At 59.8% G+C, this 20053-nt stretch carries 22 protein-coding genes; 15 read left to right on the top strand and 7 right to left on the bottom strand.

Features of this window, described 5'->3' with window-relative positions:
* Window positions 1-3: 3 nt before the first annotated feature.
* Both QCL65_RS07200 and dcd read right to left on the bottom strand, forming a co-directional pair.
* On the bottom strand, window positions 4-207 hold the full coding sequence (locus QCL65_RS07200; RefSeq protein ID WP_407315564.1) for a hypothetical protein: 204 nt from the start codon (window positions 205-207) through the stop codon (window positions 4-6).
* Window positions 208-304: 97 nt separating this feature from the next.
* Complete coding sequence (gene dcd, locus QCL65_RS07195; RefSeq protein WP_002554836.1) at window positions 305-871, bottom strand: dCTP deaminase; 567 nt, start codon at window positions 869-871, stop codon at window positions 305-307.
* Between the two features lie 345 nt (window positions 872-1216).
* Between dcd and QCL65_RS07190 the strand changes: the two genes are divergently transcribed.
* From QCL65_RS07190 to bfr, 3 genes are all read left to right on the top strand, one after another.
* Window positions 1217-1426 (top strand): cold-shock protein, encoded by a 210-nt coding sequence (locus tag QCL65_RS07190; protein WP_002554837.1) that lies wholly within the window; start codon window positions 1217-1219, stop codon window positions 1424-1426.
* A gap of 188 nt (window positions 1427-1614) precedes the next feature.
* Window positions 1615-1833: a bacterioferritin-associated ferredoxin gene (locus QCL65_RS07185; protein ID WP_407315562.1), complete on the top strand. Its 219-nt coding sequence runs from the start codon at window positions 1615-1617 to the stop codon at window positions 1831-1833.
* 200 nt (window positions 1834-2033) lie between these two features.
* Window positions 2034-2510, top strand: a complete 477-nt coding sequence (gene bfr, locus QCL65_RS07180) for a bacterioferritin (protein ID WP_407315561.1) — start codon at window positions 2034-2036, stop codon at window positions 2508-2510.
* Between the two features lie 66 nt (window positions 2511-2576).
* On the opposite strand, the gene grxD is transcribed toward bfr, so the two are convergent.
* Together grxD and QCL65_RS07170 are read right to left on the bottom strand one after the other, a co-directional pair.
* Window positions 2577-2924 carry a Grx4 family monothiol glutaredoxin gene (grxD, locus tag QCL65_RS07175; RefSeq protein WP_407315560.1) on the bottom strand — a complete coding sequence of 116 codons (348 nt, stop codon included), beginning with the start codon at window positions 2922-2924 and terminating at the stop codon, window positions 2577-2579.
* Between the two features lie 98 nt (window positions 2925-3022).
* On the bottom strand, window positions 3023-3319 hold the full coding sequence (locus tag QCL65_RS07170) for a hypothetical protein (protein WP_407315559.1): 297 nt from the start codon (window positions 3317-3319) through the stop codon (window positions 3023-3025).
* Between the two features lie 315 nt (window positions 3320-3634).
* On the opposite strand from QCL65_RS07170, the gene argF reads away from it, so the two are divergent.
* On the top strand, window positions 3635-4555 hold the full coding sequence (gene argF, locus QCL65_RS07165) for an ornithine carbamoyltransferase (protein WP_407315558.1): 921 nt from the start codon (window positions 3635-3637) through the stop codon (window positions 4553-4555).
* Window positions 4552-5622, top strand: coding sequence for an ABC transporter ATP-binding protein (locus tag QCL65_RS07160; protein WP_407315557.1), 1071 nt, complete (start codon window positions 4552-4554; stop codon window positions 5620-5622). The genes argF and QCL65_RS07160 overlap by 4 nt, the downstream gene beginning before the upstream one ends.
* Here QCL65_RS07160 and QCL65_RS07155 read toward each other — a convergent pair.
* On the bottom strand, window positions 5615-6412 hold the full coding sequence (locus QCL65_RS07155; protein WP_407315556.1) for a PhzF family phenazine biosynthesis protein: 798 nt from the start codon (window positions 6410-6412) through the stop codon (window positions 5615-5617). The two genes, QCL65_RS07160 and QCL65_RS07155, sit on opposite strands and share 8 nt — an antisense overlap.
* A 28-nt stretch (window positions 6413-6440) precedes the next feature.
* Window positions 6441-6911, bottom strand: a complete 471-nt coding sequence (gene ybaK, locus QCL65_RS07150; protein WP_407315555.1) for a Cys-tRNA(Pro) deacylase — start codon at window positions 6909-6911, stop codon at window positions 6441-6443.
* A gap of 331 nt (window positions 6912-7242) precedes the next feature.
* Between ybaK and QCL65_RS07145 the strand changes: the two genes are divergently transcribed.
* The 10 genes from QCL65_RS07145 (at window position 7243) to QCL65_RS07100 (ending at window position 18966) form a co-directional block, all read left to right on the top strand.
* The gene (locus tag QCL65_RS07145; protein WP_407315554.1) at window positions 7243-8097 is read left to right on the top strand and encodes an MIP/aquaporin family protein; all 855 of its coding nucleotides are present in this window, start codon (window positions 7243-7245) and stop codon (window positions 8095-8097) included.
* Window positions 8098-8158: 61 nt separating this feature from the next.
* Entirely contained in the window at window positions 8159-9661 is a 1503-nt protein-coding gene (glpK, locus tag QCL65_RS07140; protein WP_407315553.1) for a glycerol kinase GlpK, read from the top strand.
* A 78-nt stretch (window positions 9662-9739) separates the two neighbouring features.
* Window positions 9740-10495, top strand: a complete 756-nt coding sequence (locus tag QCL65_RS07135) for a DeoR/GlpR family transcriptional regulator (RefSeq protein WP_407315552.1) — start codon at window positions 9740-9742, stop codon at window positions 10493-10495.
* A gap of 249 nt (window positions 10496-10744) precedes the next feature.
* Window positions 10745-12283, top strand: a complete 1539-nt coding sequence (gene glpD, locus QCL65_RS07130) for a glycerol-3-phosphate dehydrogenase (protein WP_407315551.1) — start codon at window positions 10745-10747, stop codon at window positions 12281-12283.
* 249 nt (window positions 12284-12532) lie between these two features.
* Entirely contained in the window at window positions 12533-13453 is a 921-nt protein-coding gene (locus QCL65_RS07125) for a glutamate/aspartate ABC transporter substrate-binding protein (RefSeq protein ID WP_407315550.1), read from the top strand.
* Between the two features lie 81 nt (window positions 13454-13534).
* Entirely contained in the window at window positions 13535-14281 is a 747-nt protein-coding gene (locus tag QCL65_RS07120; protein WP_407315549.1) for an amino acid ABC transporter permease, read from the top strand.
* On the top strand, window positions 14278-14946 hold the full coding sequence (locus QCL65_RS07115) for an amino acid ABC transporter permease (RefSeq protein ID WP_407315548.1): 669 nt from the start codon (window positions 14278-14280) through the stop codon (window positions 14944-14946). Before QCL65_RS07120 ends, QCL65_RS07115 begins: the two co-directional genes overlap by 4 nt.
* The gene (locus tag QCL65_RS07110; protein WP_407315547.1) at window positions 14943-15677 is read left to right on the top strand and encodes an amino acid ABC transporter ATP-binding protein; all 735 of its coding nucleotides are present in this window, start codon (window positions 14943-14945) and stop codon (window positions 15675-15677) included. The genes QCL65_RS07115 and QCL65_RS07110 overlap by 4 nt, the downstream gene beginning before the upstream one ends.
* A gap of 59 nt (window positions 15678-15736) precedes the next feature.
* Window positions 15737-17650 (top strand): ATP-binding protein, encoded by a 1914-nt coding sequence (locus QCL65_RS07105; RefSeq protein ID WP_407315546.1) that lies wholly within the window; start codon window positions 15737-15739, stop codon window positions 17648-17650.
* Window positions 17647-18966: a sigma-54-dependent transcriptional regulator gene (locus tag QCL65_RS07100; RefSeq protein WP_407315545.1), complete on the top strand. Its 1320-nt coding sequence runs from the start codon at window positions 17647-17649 to the stop codon at window positions 18964-18966. The genes QCL65_RS07105 and QCL65_RS07100 overlap by 4 nt, the downstream gene beginning before the upstream one ends.
* Here the strand turns inward: QCL65_RS07100 and QCL65_RS07095 are convergent.
* Window positions 18963-19955 carry an alpha/beta fold hydrolase gene (locus QCL65_RS07095; RefSeq protein ID WP_407315544.1) on the bottom strand — a complete coding sequence of 331 codons (993 nt, stop codon included), beginning with the start codon at window positions 19953-19955 and terminating at the stop codon, window positions 18963-18965. The genes QCL65_RS07100 and QCL65_RS07095 overlap by 4 nt on opposite strands.
* Window positions 19956-20053: the final 98 nt, after the last annotated feature.

Here is a 20053-nt window from a genome sequence, read left to right as displayed (position 1 = left end):
TTGTCAGGCCACGGGGGCGGGTGGCGGCTCGTCGGGGACCGTCGGGCTACCCGGCTCGGTAGGCTGCGGGGTATCTGGATCAGGCTGGCCTGGCACCCCACCCGCCATCTGAGCATGTGGGTTGGCAAGCAGCGACCAGGCCATGACCCCAATTTGATTAGGTTGCAGCGAGGCCAGCCGGGCAGAGATAGTCGGGTCGATTTTCATAGACACTCCTGAGCGATTGCCCGAAACGCTAGGCGCGATCCGGGACAGTTCATGTCAATAGAGTGAAAAAAAACTGACTAGTTCTACCTGGGCCAATTTAAGTGCGTGGCAGCGTCACGCCGCGTTGGCCCTGGTATTTGCCGCCGCGGTCCTTGTAGGACACTTCACACTCTTCGTCCGACTCAAGAAACAGCATTTGCGCCACGCCTTCGTTGGCGTAGATCTTGGCTGGCAGCGTGGTGGTATTGGAGAACTCCAGCGTTACGTGGCCTTCCCACTCTGGCTCCAACGGCGTGACGTTAACGATGATGCCGCAACGCGCATAGGTGCTCTTGCCCAGGCAGATGGTCAGCACGTTGCGCGGGATACGGAAGTACTCGACGGTGCGGGCCAAGGCGAAAGAGTTAGGCGGAATGATGCATACGTCACTTTTGATGTCGACAAAGCTTTTCTCATCGAAATTCTTCGGGTCGACCGTTGCGGAATTGATGTTGGTGAACACTTTGAATTCGTCAGCGCAGCGCACATCGTAGCCGTAGCTGGAAACACCGAACGATATCACTCGGTCGGCGCCCTCACCGCGCACTTGGCGTTCGACGAAGGGCTCGATCATGCCGTGCTCTTGCGCCATGCGGCGAATCCACTTGTCCGATTTGATGCTCATGGCGGGGTGTCCTGAAATAGCGAGGAGTTGAAGTCGTTGATGCCGCGCATCTTACCGGGCCACGGCCGTGGGTTCAAAGGCTGGCTACTGTTTCAAGACGCTGGCCGGGCCTGAGTGCGACAGCTTTATGGCGTCAAGGCCCGGCAAACGGGCTATTTCCAGAAAGATCAAAAAGACCATTGGCAGGGCCGGGAAAACGCGTTAAGGTAGTCCCACTGTGTTGCTTGTGTCACTGAGAATCTCTACCCGATGTCCAACATCTTCATGAATTTTCCTGCTCTTTGCACTCAGTCTCGGCCAGGACGTTTCCTGAACCGCAGTTAACTTTGTCCAAGGAGATACACCATGTCCAATCGCCAAACCGGTACCGTTAAGTGGTTCAACGATGAAAAAGGCTTCGGCTTCATCACTCCACAATCCGGTGACGACCTCTTCGTTCACTTCAAAGCCATTCAATCTGACGGCTTCAAAAGCCTGAAAGAAGGCCAGCAGGTTAGCTTCATCGCTACCCGCGGTCAGAAAGGCATGCAAGCTGAAGAAGTTCAAGTTATCTAACTTGTACTGATTCTGCTTCAAAAGACCCCGCCCTCAAAGCGGGGTTTTTTATTACCTGAAATTCCTTCCCCCACACTCGCCTACCGTCCATCGCCGAAGCCAAAACCGACGCGAAGTAGTTTTGACAAGCATTCTCATTAAGATTACGATCGTTTTTATCGAGTTCTGAACAGCGATGGTCCTAGCTTATGTATGTATGCCTCTGCCAAGGTGTCACCGATGGGCAAATACGCGATGCTATCTATGAAGGCTGCTGCAGCTTCAAAGATGTCCGCGAAACCCTCGGCGTAGCGACCCAATGCGGCAAATGCGCTTGCTTAGCTAAGCAAGTGGTACGCGAAACCCTCACCGAACTGCAGAGTACCCAGGCCAACCTGCCCTACCCGGTAGAATTTACCGCTGCGTAAAATCCCTATTTCGAAACGACCGGACCTAGCGTCCGGTTTTTTTATGTCCAAAATACAATGACTTAGCCACTGGATGCGGAACACAGTCATTCTTATTCCGATTAATTTTCATATATTATTCAATAACTTAGGTTTGACAGCAGTAATTCCTGGGGCCAAACTCTCGCCATTGACTACTTCCAGTAAGGCAGGCTCCCTCCATGAAAGGCGACATTAGCGTTATCCAGCATCTCAACAGAATCCTCGGTAACGAGCTGGTCGCCATCAATCAGTACTTCCTGCATGCACGCATGTACGAGGACTGGGGCCTGAACAAGCTGGGCAAGCACGAGTACAAAGAATCCATCCACGCGATGAAAGACGCTGACAAGCTGATCAAGCGCATCCTGTTCCTGGAAGGCATTCCCAACCTCCAAGAGCTGGGTAAGATCCTTATCGGCGAGCACACCCGCGAGATGCTCGAGTGCGACCTGAAGATCGAGCACAAAGCCCTGATTGACCTCAAGACTGCTATCGCTCACTGCGAGAAGGTGGGCGACTTCGGTAGCCGGGACATGCTGGAAGATATCCTCGAGTCCCAGGAAGAGCATATCGACTGGTTGGAAACCCAACTGGGCCTGATCGACAAGGTCAGCTTGGAGAACTACTTGCAATCGAACATGGGCGAAGAAGCCTAAACTATAAAAGGGTGCAAAAAAAACCCGTATCGGCTGATACGGGTTTTTTTGTGCCATCAAAAGCGGTTAAGCGTCAGCCTGGCTCTTGGCAGTGGCTGCTGCTTCGGCCGCCTGCTTGATAGCAGCCTGCAATTCACCGTTTTCGAACATCTCGGCCACAATGTCGCTGCCGCCAATCAACTCACCACCGACCCACAATTGCGGGAAAGTTGGCCAGTTGGCGTATTTAGGCAGGTTGGCGCGGATTTCCGGGTTCTGCAAAATATCGACGTAGGCAAATTTTTCACCACAGCCCATCACTGCCTGAACGGCCTTGGCAGAGAAGCCGCATTGCGGGGCATTGGGTGAACCTTTCATGTAAAGCAGAATGGTGTTGTTGGCAATCTGCTCTTTAATCGTTTCGATGATATCCATGGAACACCTCGGCTAAGCTTTCCGACAGTCGTCGGCTCGGTGAGGCATTGTAACGGAAATCATCGCGCGCGGCGCGCCAAGGGCAATTGCCTACGCGCTTATGAAGCCGACGCCGACGATTCAGGGCCGCTTTGCAGCTGGATTTCCAGCACCGTTTCGATCTGTTCCTGGGCGAAATGCACGCCCGTCAGTTCGCCGATCAGCCGCCAGTGCTCATCGAGCCCCGAACTGATGGTGGCCATGCGATCGATCATGCGCCTGCCCGCCGTGCGGGTCACCTCATCTTCGCTGCGCAGCAACTCGAAAGACATTGAGGTAATCGATGCCGTCAAATGGGTCAAACTGCGGGCCGTTACCCCCAGCAACTCCATTAATTGTTGTTCTTTAGATTCCATTCCCATGACTCCATGTATCGCGATGAGACGTTATAACCCACGCCAAACTTTTAGGAAATCCCGCGCTACCTTGGAAAACGCGAATTAATGTCATTTCATCGGCTGGTTCACGGAATTACGCCCCATGGCGACCCGGACTGAAACAAAAGCTCACTGCAAACGCTAGCAGGCTATTGGTAACACGCGACATTTAATTATACGATGGCGTCTTTCCTTAATTTCGTCGCCCCGTGCGGCTTTCGCCGCAGGTCTCACGCGTTTTTCCGAAAAACCTGTTGATGAGTCTCTGCGGTCCGTTGCAAAAGGTAGTCAATGATGAGCGCAAGGCACTTTCTCTCCCTGATGGATTGCACGCCCGAAGAGTTGCTCAGTGTGATTCGTCGCGGGGTCGAGCTCAAAGACCTGCGTCAGCGCGGTGTACTGCACGAACCCCTGAAGGGCCGGGTGCTGGGGATGGTCTTCGAAAAGGCTTCGACCCGCACGCGGATTTCCTTTGAAGCCGGCATGATCCAGCTTGGCGGCCAGGCAATCTTTCTGTCGCCACGGGACACCCAGTTGGGCCGGGGCGAACCGATCAGCGATTGCGCCATTGTGATGTCGAGCATGCTCGATGTGGTGATGATCCGCACGTTCGCCCACAGCAACCTCACCGAGTTTGCCGCCCATTCGCGAGTCCCGGTGATCAACGGCCTGTCCGATGACCTGCACCCCTGCCAGTTGCTCGCCGACATGCAAACCTTCCTCGAACACCGTGGGCCTATCAAAGGTAAGACAGTGGCCTGGATCGGCGATGGCAATAACATGTGCAACAGCTACATTGAAGCGGCCATTCAGTTCGACTTCCAGTTGCGCGTCGCTTGCCCTGAAGGTTACGAGCCCAATGCCGAATTCTTGGCCAAGGCCGGCGGCCGCGTGACCATCGTTCGCGACCCCAAGGCGGCAGTGGCCGGTGCTCACCTGGTGAGCACCGACGTATGGACCTCCATGGGCCAGGAAGAAGAAACCGCCCGGCGCCTGGCGTTATTCGCGCCGTTTCAGGTCAACCGCGCCCTGCTCGACCTGGCCGCCGACGATGTGCTGTTCATGCACTGCCTGCCAGCACACCGAGGCGAAGAAATCAGCCTCGACCTGCTCGATGACCCGCGCTCGGTAGCCTGGGACCAGGCCGAAAACCGCCTGCATGCGCAAAAGGCCTTGCTGGAGTTTCTGGTCGCTGAGGGTTACCAAGCACCATGAGCCATTCCTTGCTGTTGGACCTGCGCAACCTGGCCTGCGGTTACCAGGATCAACGGGTGGTGCAGCACCTCAACCTGCATTTGAACAGCGGTGATATCGGCTGCCTGCTGGGCTCATCCGGGTGCGGCAAAACCACCACCCTGCGCGCCATCGCCGGCTTCGAGCCGGTGCACGAAGGCGAAATAATCCTGGGCGGCGAAGTGATCTCCCGGCCCGGGTTCACCCTGGCGCCGGAGAAACGCCGTATCGGCATGGTGTTCCAGGACTACGCCTTGTTCCCGCACCTGACCGTCAGCGAAAACATCGCCTTCGGCATTCGCAAGCACCCGCGCCAGGCCCAGGTGGTCCGCGAGATGCTGCAACTGGTGAAGTTGGACGGGTTAGGCCAGCGCTATCCCCACGAGCTCTCCGGTGGCCAGCAACAGCGGGTTGCACTGGCCCGTGCCTTGGCCCCCGAGCCGCAACTGTTGTTGCTCGACGAGCCGTTTTCCAACCTCGATGTGGAACTGCGACGGCGCCTGAGCCATGAAGTGCGCGATATTCTCAAAAGCCGTGGCACCAGCGCTATTCTGGTGACCCACGACCAAGAAGAAGCCTTCGCGGTGAGTGACCAGGTGGGCGTGTTCAATGCCGGCCGGCTCGAACAGTGGGACACCCCCTACAACCTCTACCACGAGCCGCAAACCCCTTTCGTCGCCAGCTTTATCGGCCAGGGTTACTTTATTCGCGGCAGCTTGAGCAGCCCGGAAACCGTCTCGACCGAGCTAGGTGAGCTGCGCGGCAACCGCGCTTACCCTTGGCCAGTGGGTGGCGCGGTCGATGTGTTGCTGCGCCCCGACGATATCGTGCACGCCCCCGCCAGTGCCCTCAGGGCAAAGGTTACGAGTAAGAGCTTTACCGGTGCCTCGACCTTGTACCGCCTGCAATTGGCCACTGGTAGTCAGCTGGAGGCGATATTTCCCAGCCATATCGACTATGCGCCGGGCGCCGACGTAGGCATCGAAGTAGCCGCCGACCATCTGGTGCTGTTTACCGCCGCTGGCAGCACGCCCGTTGGCGCTACCTGAGCAACGCCCCACCGAGGTGAAATCGGCCACTGCAAACCAACACGGCGTGCCCGCCGATCTTCACCCGGTCACCTTCCAGCCGACACGCCAGTTCACCGCCGCGGGCAGAGCACTGGTAGGCCGACAAGCCAAGCTTGCCAAGGCGGCTAGACCAATAAGGGATCAGGCTGCAATGGGTCGAGCCTGTCACTGGGTCTTCGCTAATGCCGATGGCCGGGGCGAAATAGCGGGAGACGAAGTCGTGATGCTCACCGCGGGCAGTGATCGCGACGCCTGGCCAGGGTAGCTGCGCCAGTGCGGCAAAGTCGGGCGAGCAATCCCGCACGGCCTGCTCGGACTCCAACACCACGAATAATTCGGCCGAGCCCAGCACGTCGACCACTTGCACGCCCAGAGCGCGCTCGATATCCAGAGTGACGCCGACTTCACTGAGCAGCAAGGCCGGGAAGTCCAGCCACAGCCGGCCGTCTTCGCGGGTGACGCTGAGCCGCCCGGACTTGCTGATGAATTCCAGCTGGGCAGTTTGCTCACCGAACACTTCATACAATACAAAGGCCGCCGCCAGGGTAGCGTGCCCGCACAGCGGTACCTCGGTCAGCGGGGTGAACCAGCGAATCTGCCAGTGGTTGCCCTCACGCACGACAAACGTCGTTTCAGCCTGGTTGTGTTCGCCTGCAAGCTTTTGCATTAGCCCGTCCGCCAGCCAAGCATCCAGGCAGTACACCACGGCGGGGTTGCCCGCGAAGGGCCGATCGGTAAAAGCATCAACTTGGTGAAAGACCAAATCCATTACAGCACCTCTGTGGAGTGTTAACGCTTCAAGCCTTGCCGATCGAGGCAAACTGGCCGTGGGTCTGCTCGGCTAATACGCTGGGTGCCAGCTCCACTTCAAGGCCGCGCCGACCGGCGCTGACGAACACGGTGGCGAACGGTTGGGCGCGGATGTCGATAAAGGTACGCAGGGCTTTTTTCTGGCCCAGGGGGCTGATGCCTCCGAGCAGATAACCGGTGGAACGTTGGGCTGCGGCAGGGGCAGCCATCTCGCATTTCTTCACCCCTGCCGCGTGGGCCAACGCTTTCAGATCCAGGGTGCCGGCCACAGGCACCACGGCCACCAGCAGCTCTGCCTTTTCGGTGGCCGCCAGCAGGGTCTTGAACACCTGTTCGGGGTTCAAACCCAGCTTTTGCGCAGCTTCCAGGCCGTACGACGCCGCCTTGGGGTCGTGCTCATAGCTATGCACTTGGTGGGCCACGCCGTTACGCTTCAATAAGTCCAGTGCGGGGGTCATACGCCGCCTCCTCGGAAAGCGGTATTAGGACATAACCCACCGCCGCTAACCAGTTTACGGACATAGCTAAATGCCTATTCCTACGCTCTAAATTGTGACCGACACCTCGCTTTTAGCACCGCGCACCCGGCCGGCGGTCAAAATCTGGCTCACAGTTCACTTTCGACCTTTGACATTAGCGTTTCTTGTCTATATTTTTTCGTTTGTGAATATTGGCAAAGGCGGCGAAGATCGCCCTTGCACAGAAGTCGCCCCGCCTTCACTCGGCCGGGGCAAGCATCATAAAGCGCCGCAACGGGCGCCGAACAACAACAAAAAATTGAGGTAACGAATGACCACTGCACTGCGACAACCCTCGCTATTCGGCCAATGCATCTCGGAGTTTCTCGGCACCGGGCTGCTCATTTTCTTTGGCACCGGTTGCGTCGCCGCGCTCAAGGTCGCGGGTGCCAGTTTTGGTCTCTGGGAAATCAGCATCATCTGGGGTATGGGCGTCAGCATGGCGATCTACCTCACGGCCGGCGTATCCGGTGCTCATCTTAGCCCTGCCGTCAGTATTGCCTTGTGCGTGTTTGGCGGGTTCGAAAAACACAAGCTGCCGTTTTACATCATTGCGCAAATAGCCGGCGCTTTCTGCGGTGCTGCGCTGGTGTACACCCTGTACAGCAGCTTGTTTTTCGAATACGAACAGACCCACCAGATGATCCGTGGCAGTGTGCAGAGCCTGGAACTGGCCTCGGTATTCTCCACCTACCCGCACCCCGCCCTGTCCACTGGCCAGGCGTTTCTGGTCGAAGTGGTGATCACCGCCATTCTGATGGGCGTAATCATGGCCTTGGGCGATGACAAGAACGGTCTGCCCCGTGGCGCAATGGCACCTTTGTTGATCGGCTTGCTGATCGCTGTCATTGGTAGCGCGACGGGCCCACTGACCGGCTTTGCGATGAACCCGGCACGTGACCTTGGGCCTAAGCTAATGACTTTCCTGGCTGGGTGGGGCGAAATAGCCTTCACTGGCGGCCGGGCCATTCCCTACTTCCTGGTCCCCATGTTTGCCCCCATTGTGGGCGCCTGCCTGGGTGCAGGCATCTATCGCGGCCTGATCGCTCGACACCTGCCCGAAGCCGTCGTCGAACCCACCGTTGCAACCGTAGAAACGACTCAGGGAAAGGTCCGGGCTTCTTAAGCCGGTACAGAGCGGGATGCTCACACCTGACCGACCTCCATTTTCCTGCAAGGCCATCGACATGACTGATACTGAAAACAAGAACTACATTATCGCTCTGGACCAAGGCACCACCAGTTCGCGCGCCATCATCTTCGACCGCGACGCCAACGTGGTGGGCACTTCGCAACGCGAATTCGTCCAGCACTATCCGCAGCCGGGTTGGGTCGAGCACGACCCCATGGAAATCTTCGCCACCCAAAGCGCGACCATGGTCGAAGCCCTGGCGCAAGCCGGCCTCAGCCATGCACAGGTCGCTGCCATTGGCATCACCAACCAACGTGAGACTACGGTGGTGTGGGACAAAACCACGGGTCGGCCCATTTACAACGCCGTGGTATGGCAATGCCGCCGCAGCACGGAAATCTGCCAGCAGCTCAAGCGCGACGGCATGGAAGATTACGTCAAAGAGACCACCGGGCTGGTGCTTGACCCCTACTTCTCCGGCACCAAGCTCAAGTGGATCCTCGATAACGTCGAAGGCAGCCGCGAGCGCGCCCGTGCCGGCGAGTTGCTGTTCGGCACCGTCGATAGCTGGCTGATCTGGAAATTCACCGGCGGCAAGGTACACGTTACCGATTACACCAACGCCTCGCGCACCATGCTCTTCAACATCCATACACTGGATTGGGACGAGAAAATGCTGCAGGTGCTGGACGTGCCCCGCGAGATGCTGCCAGAGGTCAAGTCCTCGTCGGAAGTCTACGGCCATACCAAAAGCGGCATTGCCATCGGCGGGATCGCAGGCGACCAGCAGGCCGCCCTGTTTGGCCAGATGTGCGTGGAGCCGGGCCAGGCGAAAAACACCTACGGCACCGGTTGCTTCCTGTTGATGAACACGGGCGACAAAGCCGTGGCGTCCAAGCACGGCATGCTCACCACCATCGCCTGTGGCCCCCGTGGCGAAGTGGCCTATGCCCTCGAAGGCGCGGTATTCAACGCCGGCTCCACGGTGCAATGGCTGCGCGACGAGCTGAAAATCGTCAACGACGCCCTCGATACCGAATACTTCGCAACCAAAGTCAAAGACAGCCACGGTGTCTACCTGGTGCCTGCCTTTACCGGTCTCGGCGCGCCGTACTGGGACCCCTATGCACGCGGCGCCCTGTTTGGTCTGACCCGCGGGGTCAGGGCCGACCACATCATCCGCGCGGCATTGGAGTCGATCGCCTACCAGACCCGCGACTTGCTCGACGCCATGCAGCAGGATGCCGGCGAGCGCCTGAAATCGCTGCGCGTAGACGGCGGTGCGGTGGCCAACAACTTCCTCATGCAATTCCAGGCGGACATTCTCGGCACTCGGGTCGAGCGCCCGGCCATGCGTGAAACCACCGCGTTGGGCGCCGCCTACCTGGCGGGCCTGGCGTGCGGTTTCTGGAGCAGCCTGGACGAACTGCGCGGCAAGACCGTGATCGAGCGCGAGTTCGAGCCGGCGCTGGACGAGCAGCAAAAAGAGAAGCTCTACGCTGGCTGGAAAAAAGCCGTGGACCGTACCCGTGACTGGGAACCCCACGCCGAGGAGTGATCGGCCTATTGACTGGCGGTAGGAGGGGTTCCTGCGGCATCATGCTGCACTTTGCCTGGCAGCACGAAAGGAACCCCCATGAATCTGCCTCCACGCCAACAACAAATCCTCGAACTGGTACGCGAACGCGGTTATGTCAGCATCGAGGAGATGGCCCAGCTATTCGATGTCACGCCGCAGACTATCCGGCGTGATATCAATCAACTCGCCGAAGCCAACCTGCTACGCCGCTATCATGGCGGCGCGGCTTATGACTCCAGCATCGAAAACACCGCTTACGCCATGCGCGCGGACCAGATGCGCGATGAGAAACAGCGCATCGCTGAAGCGATTGCCGCGCAAATCCCCGATCACGCCTCGCTGTTCATCAACATCGGCACCACCACCGAATCCATCGCCCGCGCCCTGCTCAACCACAACCACCTGAAGATCATCACCAATAACCTGCATGTGGCCTCGATCCTCAGCGGCAAGGATGACTTCGACGTGCAGTTGGCCGGCGGTAACGTGCGCCGCGACGGCGGCGTGGTGGGTCAAGCGAGCGTCGACTTTATCAACCAGTTCAAAGTCGACTTTGCCCTGGTGGGCATCAGCGGTATCGACGAAGACGGCAGCCTGCTGGATTTCGACTATCAGGAAGTGCGGGTGTCCCAGGCAATCATTGCCAATGCGCGCAAAGTGATCCTTGCCGCGGACTCCAGCAAATTCGGGCGTAATGCCATGGTGCGCTTGGGTTCGATTCGCCTGATCGACTGCCTGGTGACTGACCAGGCACCGGTGCCCGCCCTGATCCAGCTGCTAAACCAGCACAAGATCCGCCTCGAAGTGGTTTAACTGCCCAGGATCGTGGGGCAAGCCCTCGATCCGGCGAACCGCAAGCTAGACACCTCGCCCCGCGCAAATGTTCGTTATTTTTCTTTTACCGCAAAAAACATCGGTATTTTCTATCGAATGGCGCTGGCGGCCGCCGTTTTCTTCGGCTAGTATTTTCGAAAGTGAACATTCATGTTCGAATTTACTCTTATGGGAAACGCATCCCATCCCGATGCTTTCACCAGCCGACGATAACAACAGGAGGCCGCCATGCCCCATTCAACCTCGCCTAGCCCCGCCCTTTCCGAAGTCTATGACGTTGCCGTAATCGGTGGCGGGATCAACGGCGTCGGTATTGCGGCAGATGCTAGCGGCCGTGGGCTGTCCGTGTTCCTTTGCGAAAAGGACGACTTGGCCAGCCACACTTCATCGGCCAGCAGCAAGTTGATTCACGGCGGCCTGCGTTACCTGGAACACCACGAATTCCGCCTGGTGCGCGAAGCCCTCGCCGAGCGCGAGGTATTGCTGGCCAAGGCACCGCACATCGTTAAGCCGATGCGCTTTGTGCTTCCACACCGGCCACACCTGCGCCCGGCGTGGATGATCCGTGCCGGCTTGTTTCTCTATGACCATCTGGGTAAGCGCGAGAAGCTGCCTGGTTCGCGCAGCGTGCGCTTTGGCGCCGACAGCGCACTCAAGCCTGAGATCACCCGTGGCTTTGAATACTCCGACTGCTGGGTAGACGACGCGCGCCTGGTGGTTCTCAACGCCATGGCCGCCCGCGAAAAGGGTGCGCATATCCACACCCGCACCCGTTGCGTGAACGCGCGCCGCATCAAGGGCCTGTGGCATGTGCATCTGGAGCGCGAAGACGGCACGCTGTTTTCCGTACACGCCAAGGCGCTGGTCAATGCAGCCGGGCCGTGGGTGGCGAAGTTTATCCGTGACGATCTGAAGCTGGATTCGCCGTACGGGATTCGCCTGATTCAGGGCAGCCATTTGATCGTGCCTCGTCTGTACGATGGCGAGCAGGCGCACATCCTGCAAAACGAAGACCAGCGGATCGTTTTCACCATTCCTTACATGGACCGCTTCACCATCATTGGCACCACCGACCGCGAATACACCGGCAACCCGAACAAGGTCGATATCACCGATGCGGAAGCTGATTACATCCTTAAGGTGGTCAACGCACACTTTAAAAAGCAGCTCAGCCGCGAAGACGTCGTGCACAGTTACTCGGGCGTGCGCCCGCTGTGCAATGACGAATCGGATAACCCCTCGGCAATCACCCGCGACTACACCCTGTCCTTGACCGGGTCGGCCGAAGAGGCGCCGATGCTCTCGGTGTTCGGCGGCAAGCTCACCACTTACCGTAAACTGGCCGAGTCGGCCATGGCGCAGCTGCGGCCGTTCTTCAGCCAGATGCGCGACAGCTGGACCGCCAAAGCGACCCTGCCCGGCGGCGAAAGCATGACCACGCCGCAGGCCTTAGCGAGCGAGTTGCAAGCCAAGGCGCCATGGCTGCCCCAGGCGATCGCGGCACGCTGGGCCATCACCTACGGTGCCCGCAGCTGGCGCCTGCTGGAAGGCGCTCAAGGCTTGAGCGACCTTGGCCAGGCCATTGGTGGTGGGCTTTACACTCGCGAAGTGGATTACCTGTGCGACCAGGAATGGGCAACTACGGCTGAAGATATTCTGTGGCGCCGGACCAAGCTGGGCTTGTTCACCACAGAAGCGGAACAGGCAGAACTGGCCGCCTACCTCGGTAAGCGTGCCACGAGCCGTCACTCCACAGAAGCTGCCTGACCCTCCCGTTCGGTTTTCCGAACACCGGTAGGCCGAACATTCGGCCTACCGGACATCGCCGACCTTCCCTCCTCTCCGACTCTTTGTTTTTATCCAATAAAATCAGCCGGTTGCTAGAAATAGCCAAGCTGGCACGAGTCATGCTCCTGTTCTCTATCACGATGCCTGGGTAGACCCCACTGGCTCGCTGAACGAAAACAGGGTCGGCTAACTGGCCCGATAAAAAAAACAATGGTCGAGGAGAATTCGATGCGTATCGTTCCCCATCTGCTGGGCGCCGCTATTACCGCCGCACTGATCAGCACCCCTGTATTTGCCGCCGAACTGACCGGCACACTGAAAAAAATCAAAGAGTCGGGCACCATCACCCTGGGCCACCGCGACGCGTCGATTCCGTTTTCCTATATCGCAGACGCCTCGGGCAAGCCAGTCGGCTATTCCCACGACATCCAGATGGAAGTCGTCGAAGCGCTGAAAAAACAACTGGAAATGCCCGACCTCAAGGTTCGCTATAACCTGGTCACTTCGCAGACCCGTATCCCGCTGGTGCAAAACGGCACGGTCGACCTGGAATGCGGCTCCACCACCAACAACGCCGAGCGCGCGCAGCAGGTGGATTTCTCCGTAGGCATTTTCGAAGTCGGCACCCGTCTGCTGTCCAAGAAAGACTCTTCCTACAAAGACTTCGATGACCTCAAGGGTAAAAACGTAGTGACCACCGCGGGCACTACCTCTGAGCGCATCATCAAGTCCATGAACGCCGACAAGCAGATGGGCATGAACATCATCTCCGCCAAGGACCACGGCGAATCGTTCCAGATGCTCGAGTCTGGCCGCGCCGTAGCCTTCATGATGGACGACGCCCTGCTGGCCGGGGAAATGGCCAAGGCCAAAAAGCCGGCCGATTGGCAAGTGACCGGCACCGCGCAGTCCTATGAAATCTACGGCTGCATGATGCGTAAAGGCGACGAGCCGTTCAAACAGGCGGTCGATGGCGCTATCAAGGCCACCTACGCCTCGGGCAAGATCAACACGATCTACGACACCTGGTTCCTCAAGCCTGTCCCACCTAAAGGGCTGAACCTGGAGTTCCCGATGAGCGACAAGCTCAAAGCGCTCATCGCTAACCCCAACGACAAGCCAGCCCCGGCTGCCGAAACCAAGTCCTAAGCCTGCCCCTACCCCTGCCTGACCGCTTTGCGCGGCTGGGTAGGGGTGCCCGCACCTAGAATAAACCGAGGGTAGCCCCCCATGAATTACAACTGGGACTGGAGCGTCTTCTTCAAGTCCACCGGCATCGGCGATGAAATCTACCTGGACTGGTACATCAGCGGCCTGGGCTGGACCATCGGCATCGCTGTGGCCGCTTGGGTCATTGCCCTGCTGCTGGGCTCGGTGCTCGGCGTCATGCGCACCGTACCTAACCGCCTGGTGTCAGGCATCGCCACGTGCTACGTGGAAATCTTTCGTAATGTGCCGCTGCTGGTGCAGCTGTTCATCTGGTACTTTTTGGTCCCTGACCTGCTGCCGGAGAACCTCCAGGAGTGGTACAAGCAAGACCTCAACCCCACCACATCGGCCTTCCTCAGCGTGGTCGTGTGCCTGGGCCTGTTCACCGCTGCGCGGGTGTGTGAGCAAGTGCGCACCGGCATCCAGGCCCTGCCCCGCGGCCAGGAATCGGCGGCCCGGGCAATGGGCTTCAGTTTGCCGCAGATTTACTGGAACGTGCTGCTGCCTCAGGCCTATCGGATCATCATCCCGCCGCTCACTTCGGAGTTCCTCAACGTCTTCAAGAACTCCTCGGTGGCCTCGCTGATCGGCTTGATGGAGTTGCTGGCCCAGACCAAACAAACGGCCGAGTTCTCCGCCAACCTGTTCGAAGCCTTCACCCTGGCCACGCTGATTTACTTCACCTTGAACATGGGGTTGATGCTGTTGATGCGCTTGATCGAGAAAAAAGTCGCCGTACCGGGGCTGATTTCCGTGGGAGGTAAATGATGGACTTCAGTGGAATCATCCCGGCCCTGCCCAGCTTGTGGAACGGCATGGCGCTGACCCTGCAATTGATGGCGCTGGGGGTTGTCGGCGGCATCGCACTGGGCACCGTACTGGCCTTGATGCGCTTGTCGTCGAATAAGCTGCTGTCGCGGCTCGCCGGCGCCTACGTCAATTACTTTCGCTCGATACCGCTGCTGCTGGTGATCACCTGGTTCTACCTGGCGGTGCCCTTCGTGTTGCGCTGGATCACCGGCGAAGACACCCCGATCGGGGCCTTCACCTCGTGCCTGGTCGCCTTCATGATGTTCGAGGCAGCGTATTTCTGCGAGATCGTCAGGGCCGGCGTGCAATCGATCGCCAAAGGCCAGATGGGCGCCTCCCAGGCCCTCGGGATGACCTACGGGCAAAGCATGCGCCTGATCATCCTGCCCCAGGCCTTTCGTAAAATGACGCCCTTGCTGCTGCAGCAAAGTATCATCCTGTTCCAGGACACCTCGCTGGTCTATACCGTGGGTCTGGTCGACTTTCTCAACGCGGCGCGGGCCAATGGCGACATCATTGGCCAGGCTAATGAGTTTCTGGTCTTCGCCGGTATCGTCTATTTCGTCATCAGCTTCAGCGCTTCCTTGCTGGTCAAGCGTCTGCAAAAAAGGTTAGCCGTATGATCTCGATCAAGAATATTAGCAAGTGGTACGGGGACTTCCGTGTATTGACCGACTGCAGCACCGACGTGCAGAAGGGCGAAGTGGTGGTGGTCTGTGGCCCCTCGGGCTCCGGCAAGTCGACCCTGATCAAGTGCGTGAACGCCCTGGAGCCGTTCCAGCAAGGCGACATCGTGGTTGACGGCACGTCCATCGGCGACGCGAAAACCAACCTGCCGAAACTGCGCTCGCGGGTCGGCATGGTGTTCCAGCACTTCGAGCTGTTCCCACACCTGACCATCACGGAAAACCTGACCATCGCGCAGATCAAAGTGCTGGGCCGCAGCAAGGCCGAAGCCACTAAAAAAGGCCTGGAATTGCTTGAGCGGGTCGGCCTCGCCGCCCATGCTCACAAGCACCCAGGGCAGCTTTCCGGCGGCCAGCAGCAACGCGTGGCCATCGCTCGGGCCTTGGCCATGGACCCGGTGGTGATGTTGTTCGACGAACCGACCTCGGCGCTGGACCCCGAGATGGTCAATGAAGTGCTCGACGTCATGGTGCAACTGGCCCAGGAAGGCATGACCATGATGTGCGTGACCCACGAGATGGGCTTCGCCCGCAAAGTCGCCAACCGCGTGATTTTCATGGACCAGGGCCAGATCGTCGAAGACTGCCCCAAGGAAGAATTCTTCGGTGACGTCAGCGCTCGCTCCGAGCGTGCCCAACAGTTCCTCGCCAAGATCCTGCAACACTGATGGTACCCGCACGCCGCGGCCGTTGGCCGGGGCGTGCTGGTCTGCGCAAGGCCACTGTGATGAAATGCCACCCCAGCCTCGACCGCGCCACCGCCCCCAGCCTTGCCGTGAAACCGCGCTTGATCCGCCAACTGTCATTGCCTCCGTTGATCATTTTGCTGATGGTCGGGCTGGGTTATGCCGCGTTTTTGATCAGCGAACACAACGGCATCCGCGTATTAAGCGAGACCAGCGCGCGTCAGCTCGAGCTGCACGCCCGTGCGGTGGAAAGCGAAATCAACAAATACACCTACCTGCCCAGCTTGCTGGAGCTGGAAACCAGCGTTTCGGCGCTGCTCAATGACACCGATGGCGAACATCGGCAAGCGGTCAACGAATACCTCGACGGCCTCAACCGGCGCAGCCGCAGCCGGGCTATTTACGTGCTCGACAGCAGCGGCCGGGTGCAGGCCACCAGCAATTGGCGCGACCGCGACAGTTACCAGGGTGAAGACCTGTCGTTTCGCGCCTATTTCAAGGACGCCATTCGCGGCGAACCGGGGCGCTTCTATGGCATCGGCAGCACCACCGGCGAGCCCGGCTATTACCTGGCCCACGGGCTGGAAGAACACGGCAAAATCATCGGCGTCGCGGTGATCAAGGTGCGCCTCGAAGCCCTTGAAGAACGCTGGAAAAAAGCCCGCCTGGAAGCCTATGTCTCCGACGAAAACGGCATCATCATCCTGTCCAGCGACCCGGCCCGGCGGCTCAAGTCGATCCGCCCGCTGACCGCCGAGATTAAAGAGCGCCTGGCCCGCAGCCTGCAGTATCACTGGTCGCCGCTGGTCGAATTGCAGCCACTGGACCGCAAGGCACTCAGCGACAGTGTGGAACGTCTGACCTTCCCTACCCATGACGATGTCAGCGGCGCGACGGGCACGGCCACTTACCTGGCACAATCACGCCGACTGATCGACACCCCGTGGCGCTTCACCCTGCTCAGCCCGCTGCACGATCTGCGCCGCGAAGCGATCATCCAGGGCGTGCTGGCTGCGGTAGCGTTCGCCTTGCTGGCCATCGTGCTGATCGCCTGGAACGAACGCCGCAAGGTGCTGGCGACCCGCTTGGCCGCTCGAGAAGCACTGGAAGAAGCCAACAGCCAGCTGGAACGCCGGATCACCGAGCGTACCAGCGACCTGCGCGCCAGCAACGAACGGCTCAAAGGCCAGATCCGCGAGCGCCGGCAAGCCGAGGAAACCCTGCGGCGGGCCCAGGATGAGCTGGTTCAGGCCGGCAAGCTGGCGGCCATCGGGCAGATGTCCACCAGCATTGCCCATGAACTCAACCAGCCGCTGGCGGCCTTGCGCACGCTGTCGGGCAACACGGTGCGCTTTCTGCAACGCGGCGCCCTGGACACCGCCAGTACCAATTTGCAAACCATGAACGAACTGATTGACCGCATGGGCCGCATTACCGCAAGCCTGCGCTCGTTCGCCCGGCGTGGCGACGACCAGGGCCAGGCCTCCTTGACCAAGGCCGTTGACGCCGCGCTCCAGTTGCTCGGCGCGCGCCTGGACAGCAGTGGCTTGCAGGTGCACCGCCACTGCCAGGAGCAGACCCTGGGCATCGATCAGACGCGCCTGGAGCAGATCCTCGTCAACCTGGTGGGCAACGCTCTGGATGCCACCGCCGAGGCCGCCCACCCGCAACTCTGGCTGGAAGGCGCGATGCTCGGCGAACGTTACTGTTTGAGTGTTCGCGACAACGGCCATGGCATCCAGGCCGACTTGCGCAAGCACCTGTTCGAGCCCTTTTTTACCACCAAACCGGGCGATCAGGGCCTGGGCCTTGGCTTGACTCTGTCGGCCAGCCTGGCCGCCGCCGCGGGCGGTAGCCTAGGTGTCGAACACCCCAGCGAAGGTGGTACCACCTTTACCCTCAGCCTGCCCTTGGCACCTGCAAGCGTGCCCCCTGGCCCGATCGAGCGCCCATGAACGACCTGACTGTTTTGATCGTCGAAGACGACCCCCATGTGCTGCTCGGCTGCCAACAAGCGCTGGCGTTGGAGGACATCGCCAGCGAAGGCGTAGGCAGTGCCGAACAGGCTCTGGAGCGGATCGGTACGAATTTTGCCGGGATCGTCGTCAGCGATATCCGCTTGCCAGGCATGGACGGCCTGCAGTTGCTCACCCGCCTGCGCGAGCAGGACCCTAGCCTGCCCGTGGTGCTGATCACCGGGCACGGCGATATCTCCATGGCGGTCGGGGCCATGCGCAACGGCGCCTACGACTTTATGGAGAAGCCCTTCTCCCCGGAGCGGCTGGTCGATGTGGTGCGGCGTGCCTTGACCCAGCGCGGCCTGGCCCGCGAAGTCAGCGCCTTACGCCGCCAGCTGGCCGGCCGGCAGTCCCTGGAAAGCCGCATCATCGGCGGCTCGCCGGCCATGCAGCAGCTGCGCGAACTGATCGGCAACATTGCCGATACCTCAGCCAACGTGTTGATCGAAGGCGAAACCGGCACCGGCAAAGAATTGGTCGCGCGCTGCCTGCATGACTTCAGCCGGCGCCAGCCCCAGGCTTTCGTGGCGCTCAATTGCGGCGGCCTGCCGGAGCAGTTGTTCGAAAGCGAGATTTTTGGCCACGAAGCCAATGCGTTCACCGGCGCAGGCAAACGCCGCATCGGCAAAATCGAGCATGCCGACCGCGGCACGCTGTTCCTCGATGAAGTGGAAAGCATGCCGATCCCGCTCCAGATCAAGCTGCTGCGGGTCTTGCAGGAGCGCACGCTGGAGCGCCTGGGCTCGAACCAGAGCATTGCCGTGGACTGCCGACTGATCGCCGCGACCAAATTCGACCTCGATGACTTGAGCCGCGACGGGCGCTTTCGTAGCGACCTGTATTACCGCTTGAACGTGGTCACCCTGGAGCTGCCGCCGCTGCGCGAACGTCGCGAAGACATCCTGCCCCTGTTCGAGCATTTCCTGCAGTTGGCCGCGTTGCGTTTCGACCGCGAGCCACCGGCCGTGGACGGCCATACCTCAGCGCGGCTGATGGGGCACGATTGGCCGGGCAATGTGCGCGAACTGCGCAACGTCGCCGAGCGCTTCGCCCTGGGTTTGCCGCCATTCAAAAAGACCGCCGCCGGGGCCAGCCAGGCCCTGGGCTTTACCGAAGCCGTGGAAGCGTTCGAACGCAACCTGTTGAGCGATGCCCTGCAACGCAGCGGCGGCAACCTTAGCCAAGCCAGCCAGGAACTGGGCATGGCCAAGACCACGCTGTTCGATAAAGTGAAGAAATACGGGCTCGCTTAAAGTCGCGCCAAGGTGGCGTCGTCGCGCCGATGGGCCTGAAGATACGGCAACACCGCCGCCAACAGCGGCGCCTTGAACGCTTCCTGGAAACGGTGCGCCAGCCCTGGGATCAAGCGCAATTGGCTGCCACGAATATGCGCGGCCAAGTGCACCCCGTGCATGACCGGTAATAATGGGTCTGCCGTGCCATGCACCACCAAAGTCGGCACCCGCAGGCGTTCCAACAGCGGTACGCGGCTGGGCTCGGCGAGAATCGCCAGAATTTGCCGCTGCACGCCCTGGGGGTTGAACGCCCGGTCATAGGACTGCGCGGCTTGCTGCAACAGGGCCTGGCGGTCGTCGGTGACTTGCGGGCTGCCCAGGGCCGCCAGCAGATCGGCCTGCTGCTCGAGGGCCACTGCACGGCTGGGCGCACTGCGCTTGGCTAGCAGTTGCAACAAGGCGGGCCGCGGTTGCGGCAGACCTGGCGCGCCCGAACTGGACATGATCAGGGTCAGGCTTTCAACCCGTTGGGGCGCCAGGTCTGCCAGGTGCTGGGCGATCATCCCGCCCATGCTCACCCCCAGCACATGAAATTGGCGCACCTGCAACGCGTCCATCAGGCCCAGGCCATCGCGGGCCATGTCACTCAGGCTGTAGGGCGCTGCGACGGGCAAGCCGAGCTTGTAGCGCAGCACTTCGAAGGTCAGGTTGCTGGTATCGGGCGCACGGTTCCAGCTCGACAAGCCGACGTCGCGGTTGTCATAGCGAACCACCCGAAAACCTTGCTGGCACAGGGCAAGCACCACCTCATCGGGCCAGTGAATCAACTGCCCACCGAGCCCCATTACCAGTAAAAGCGCCGGGTCGGTCTCGCGCCCGATGCTTTGGTAGGCCAGGTTGACGTCGCCCACGTGGGCTTGTTGTACCGCTACATCGACGCTGCAACGCGCAGCCGCTACCGCAGGCAGGCCGCACAGCAAGGCGGCCAGCAAAATGAATAAACGCATGAATACACCAGAACGCAGAACCCCATTGAGGCGCGAGTCTGATGAAGTTTGTGCAAGCGCGCTGCCACAGTTGCGTGACAGTTTGATGAAGGGCGCTG

Source organism: Pseudomonas sp. nanlin1, assembly GCF_045571515.1.
Lineage (GTDB): Bacteria > Pseudomonadota > Gammaproteobacteria > Pseudomonadales > Pseudomonadaceae > Aquipseudomonas.
The sequence above is the reverse complement of the archived record's forward strand: the minus strand, read 5'-3'. Positions and strand labels throughout refer to the sequence as shown.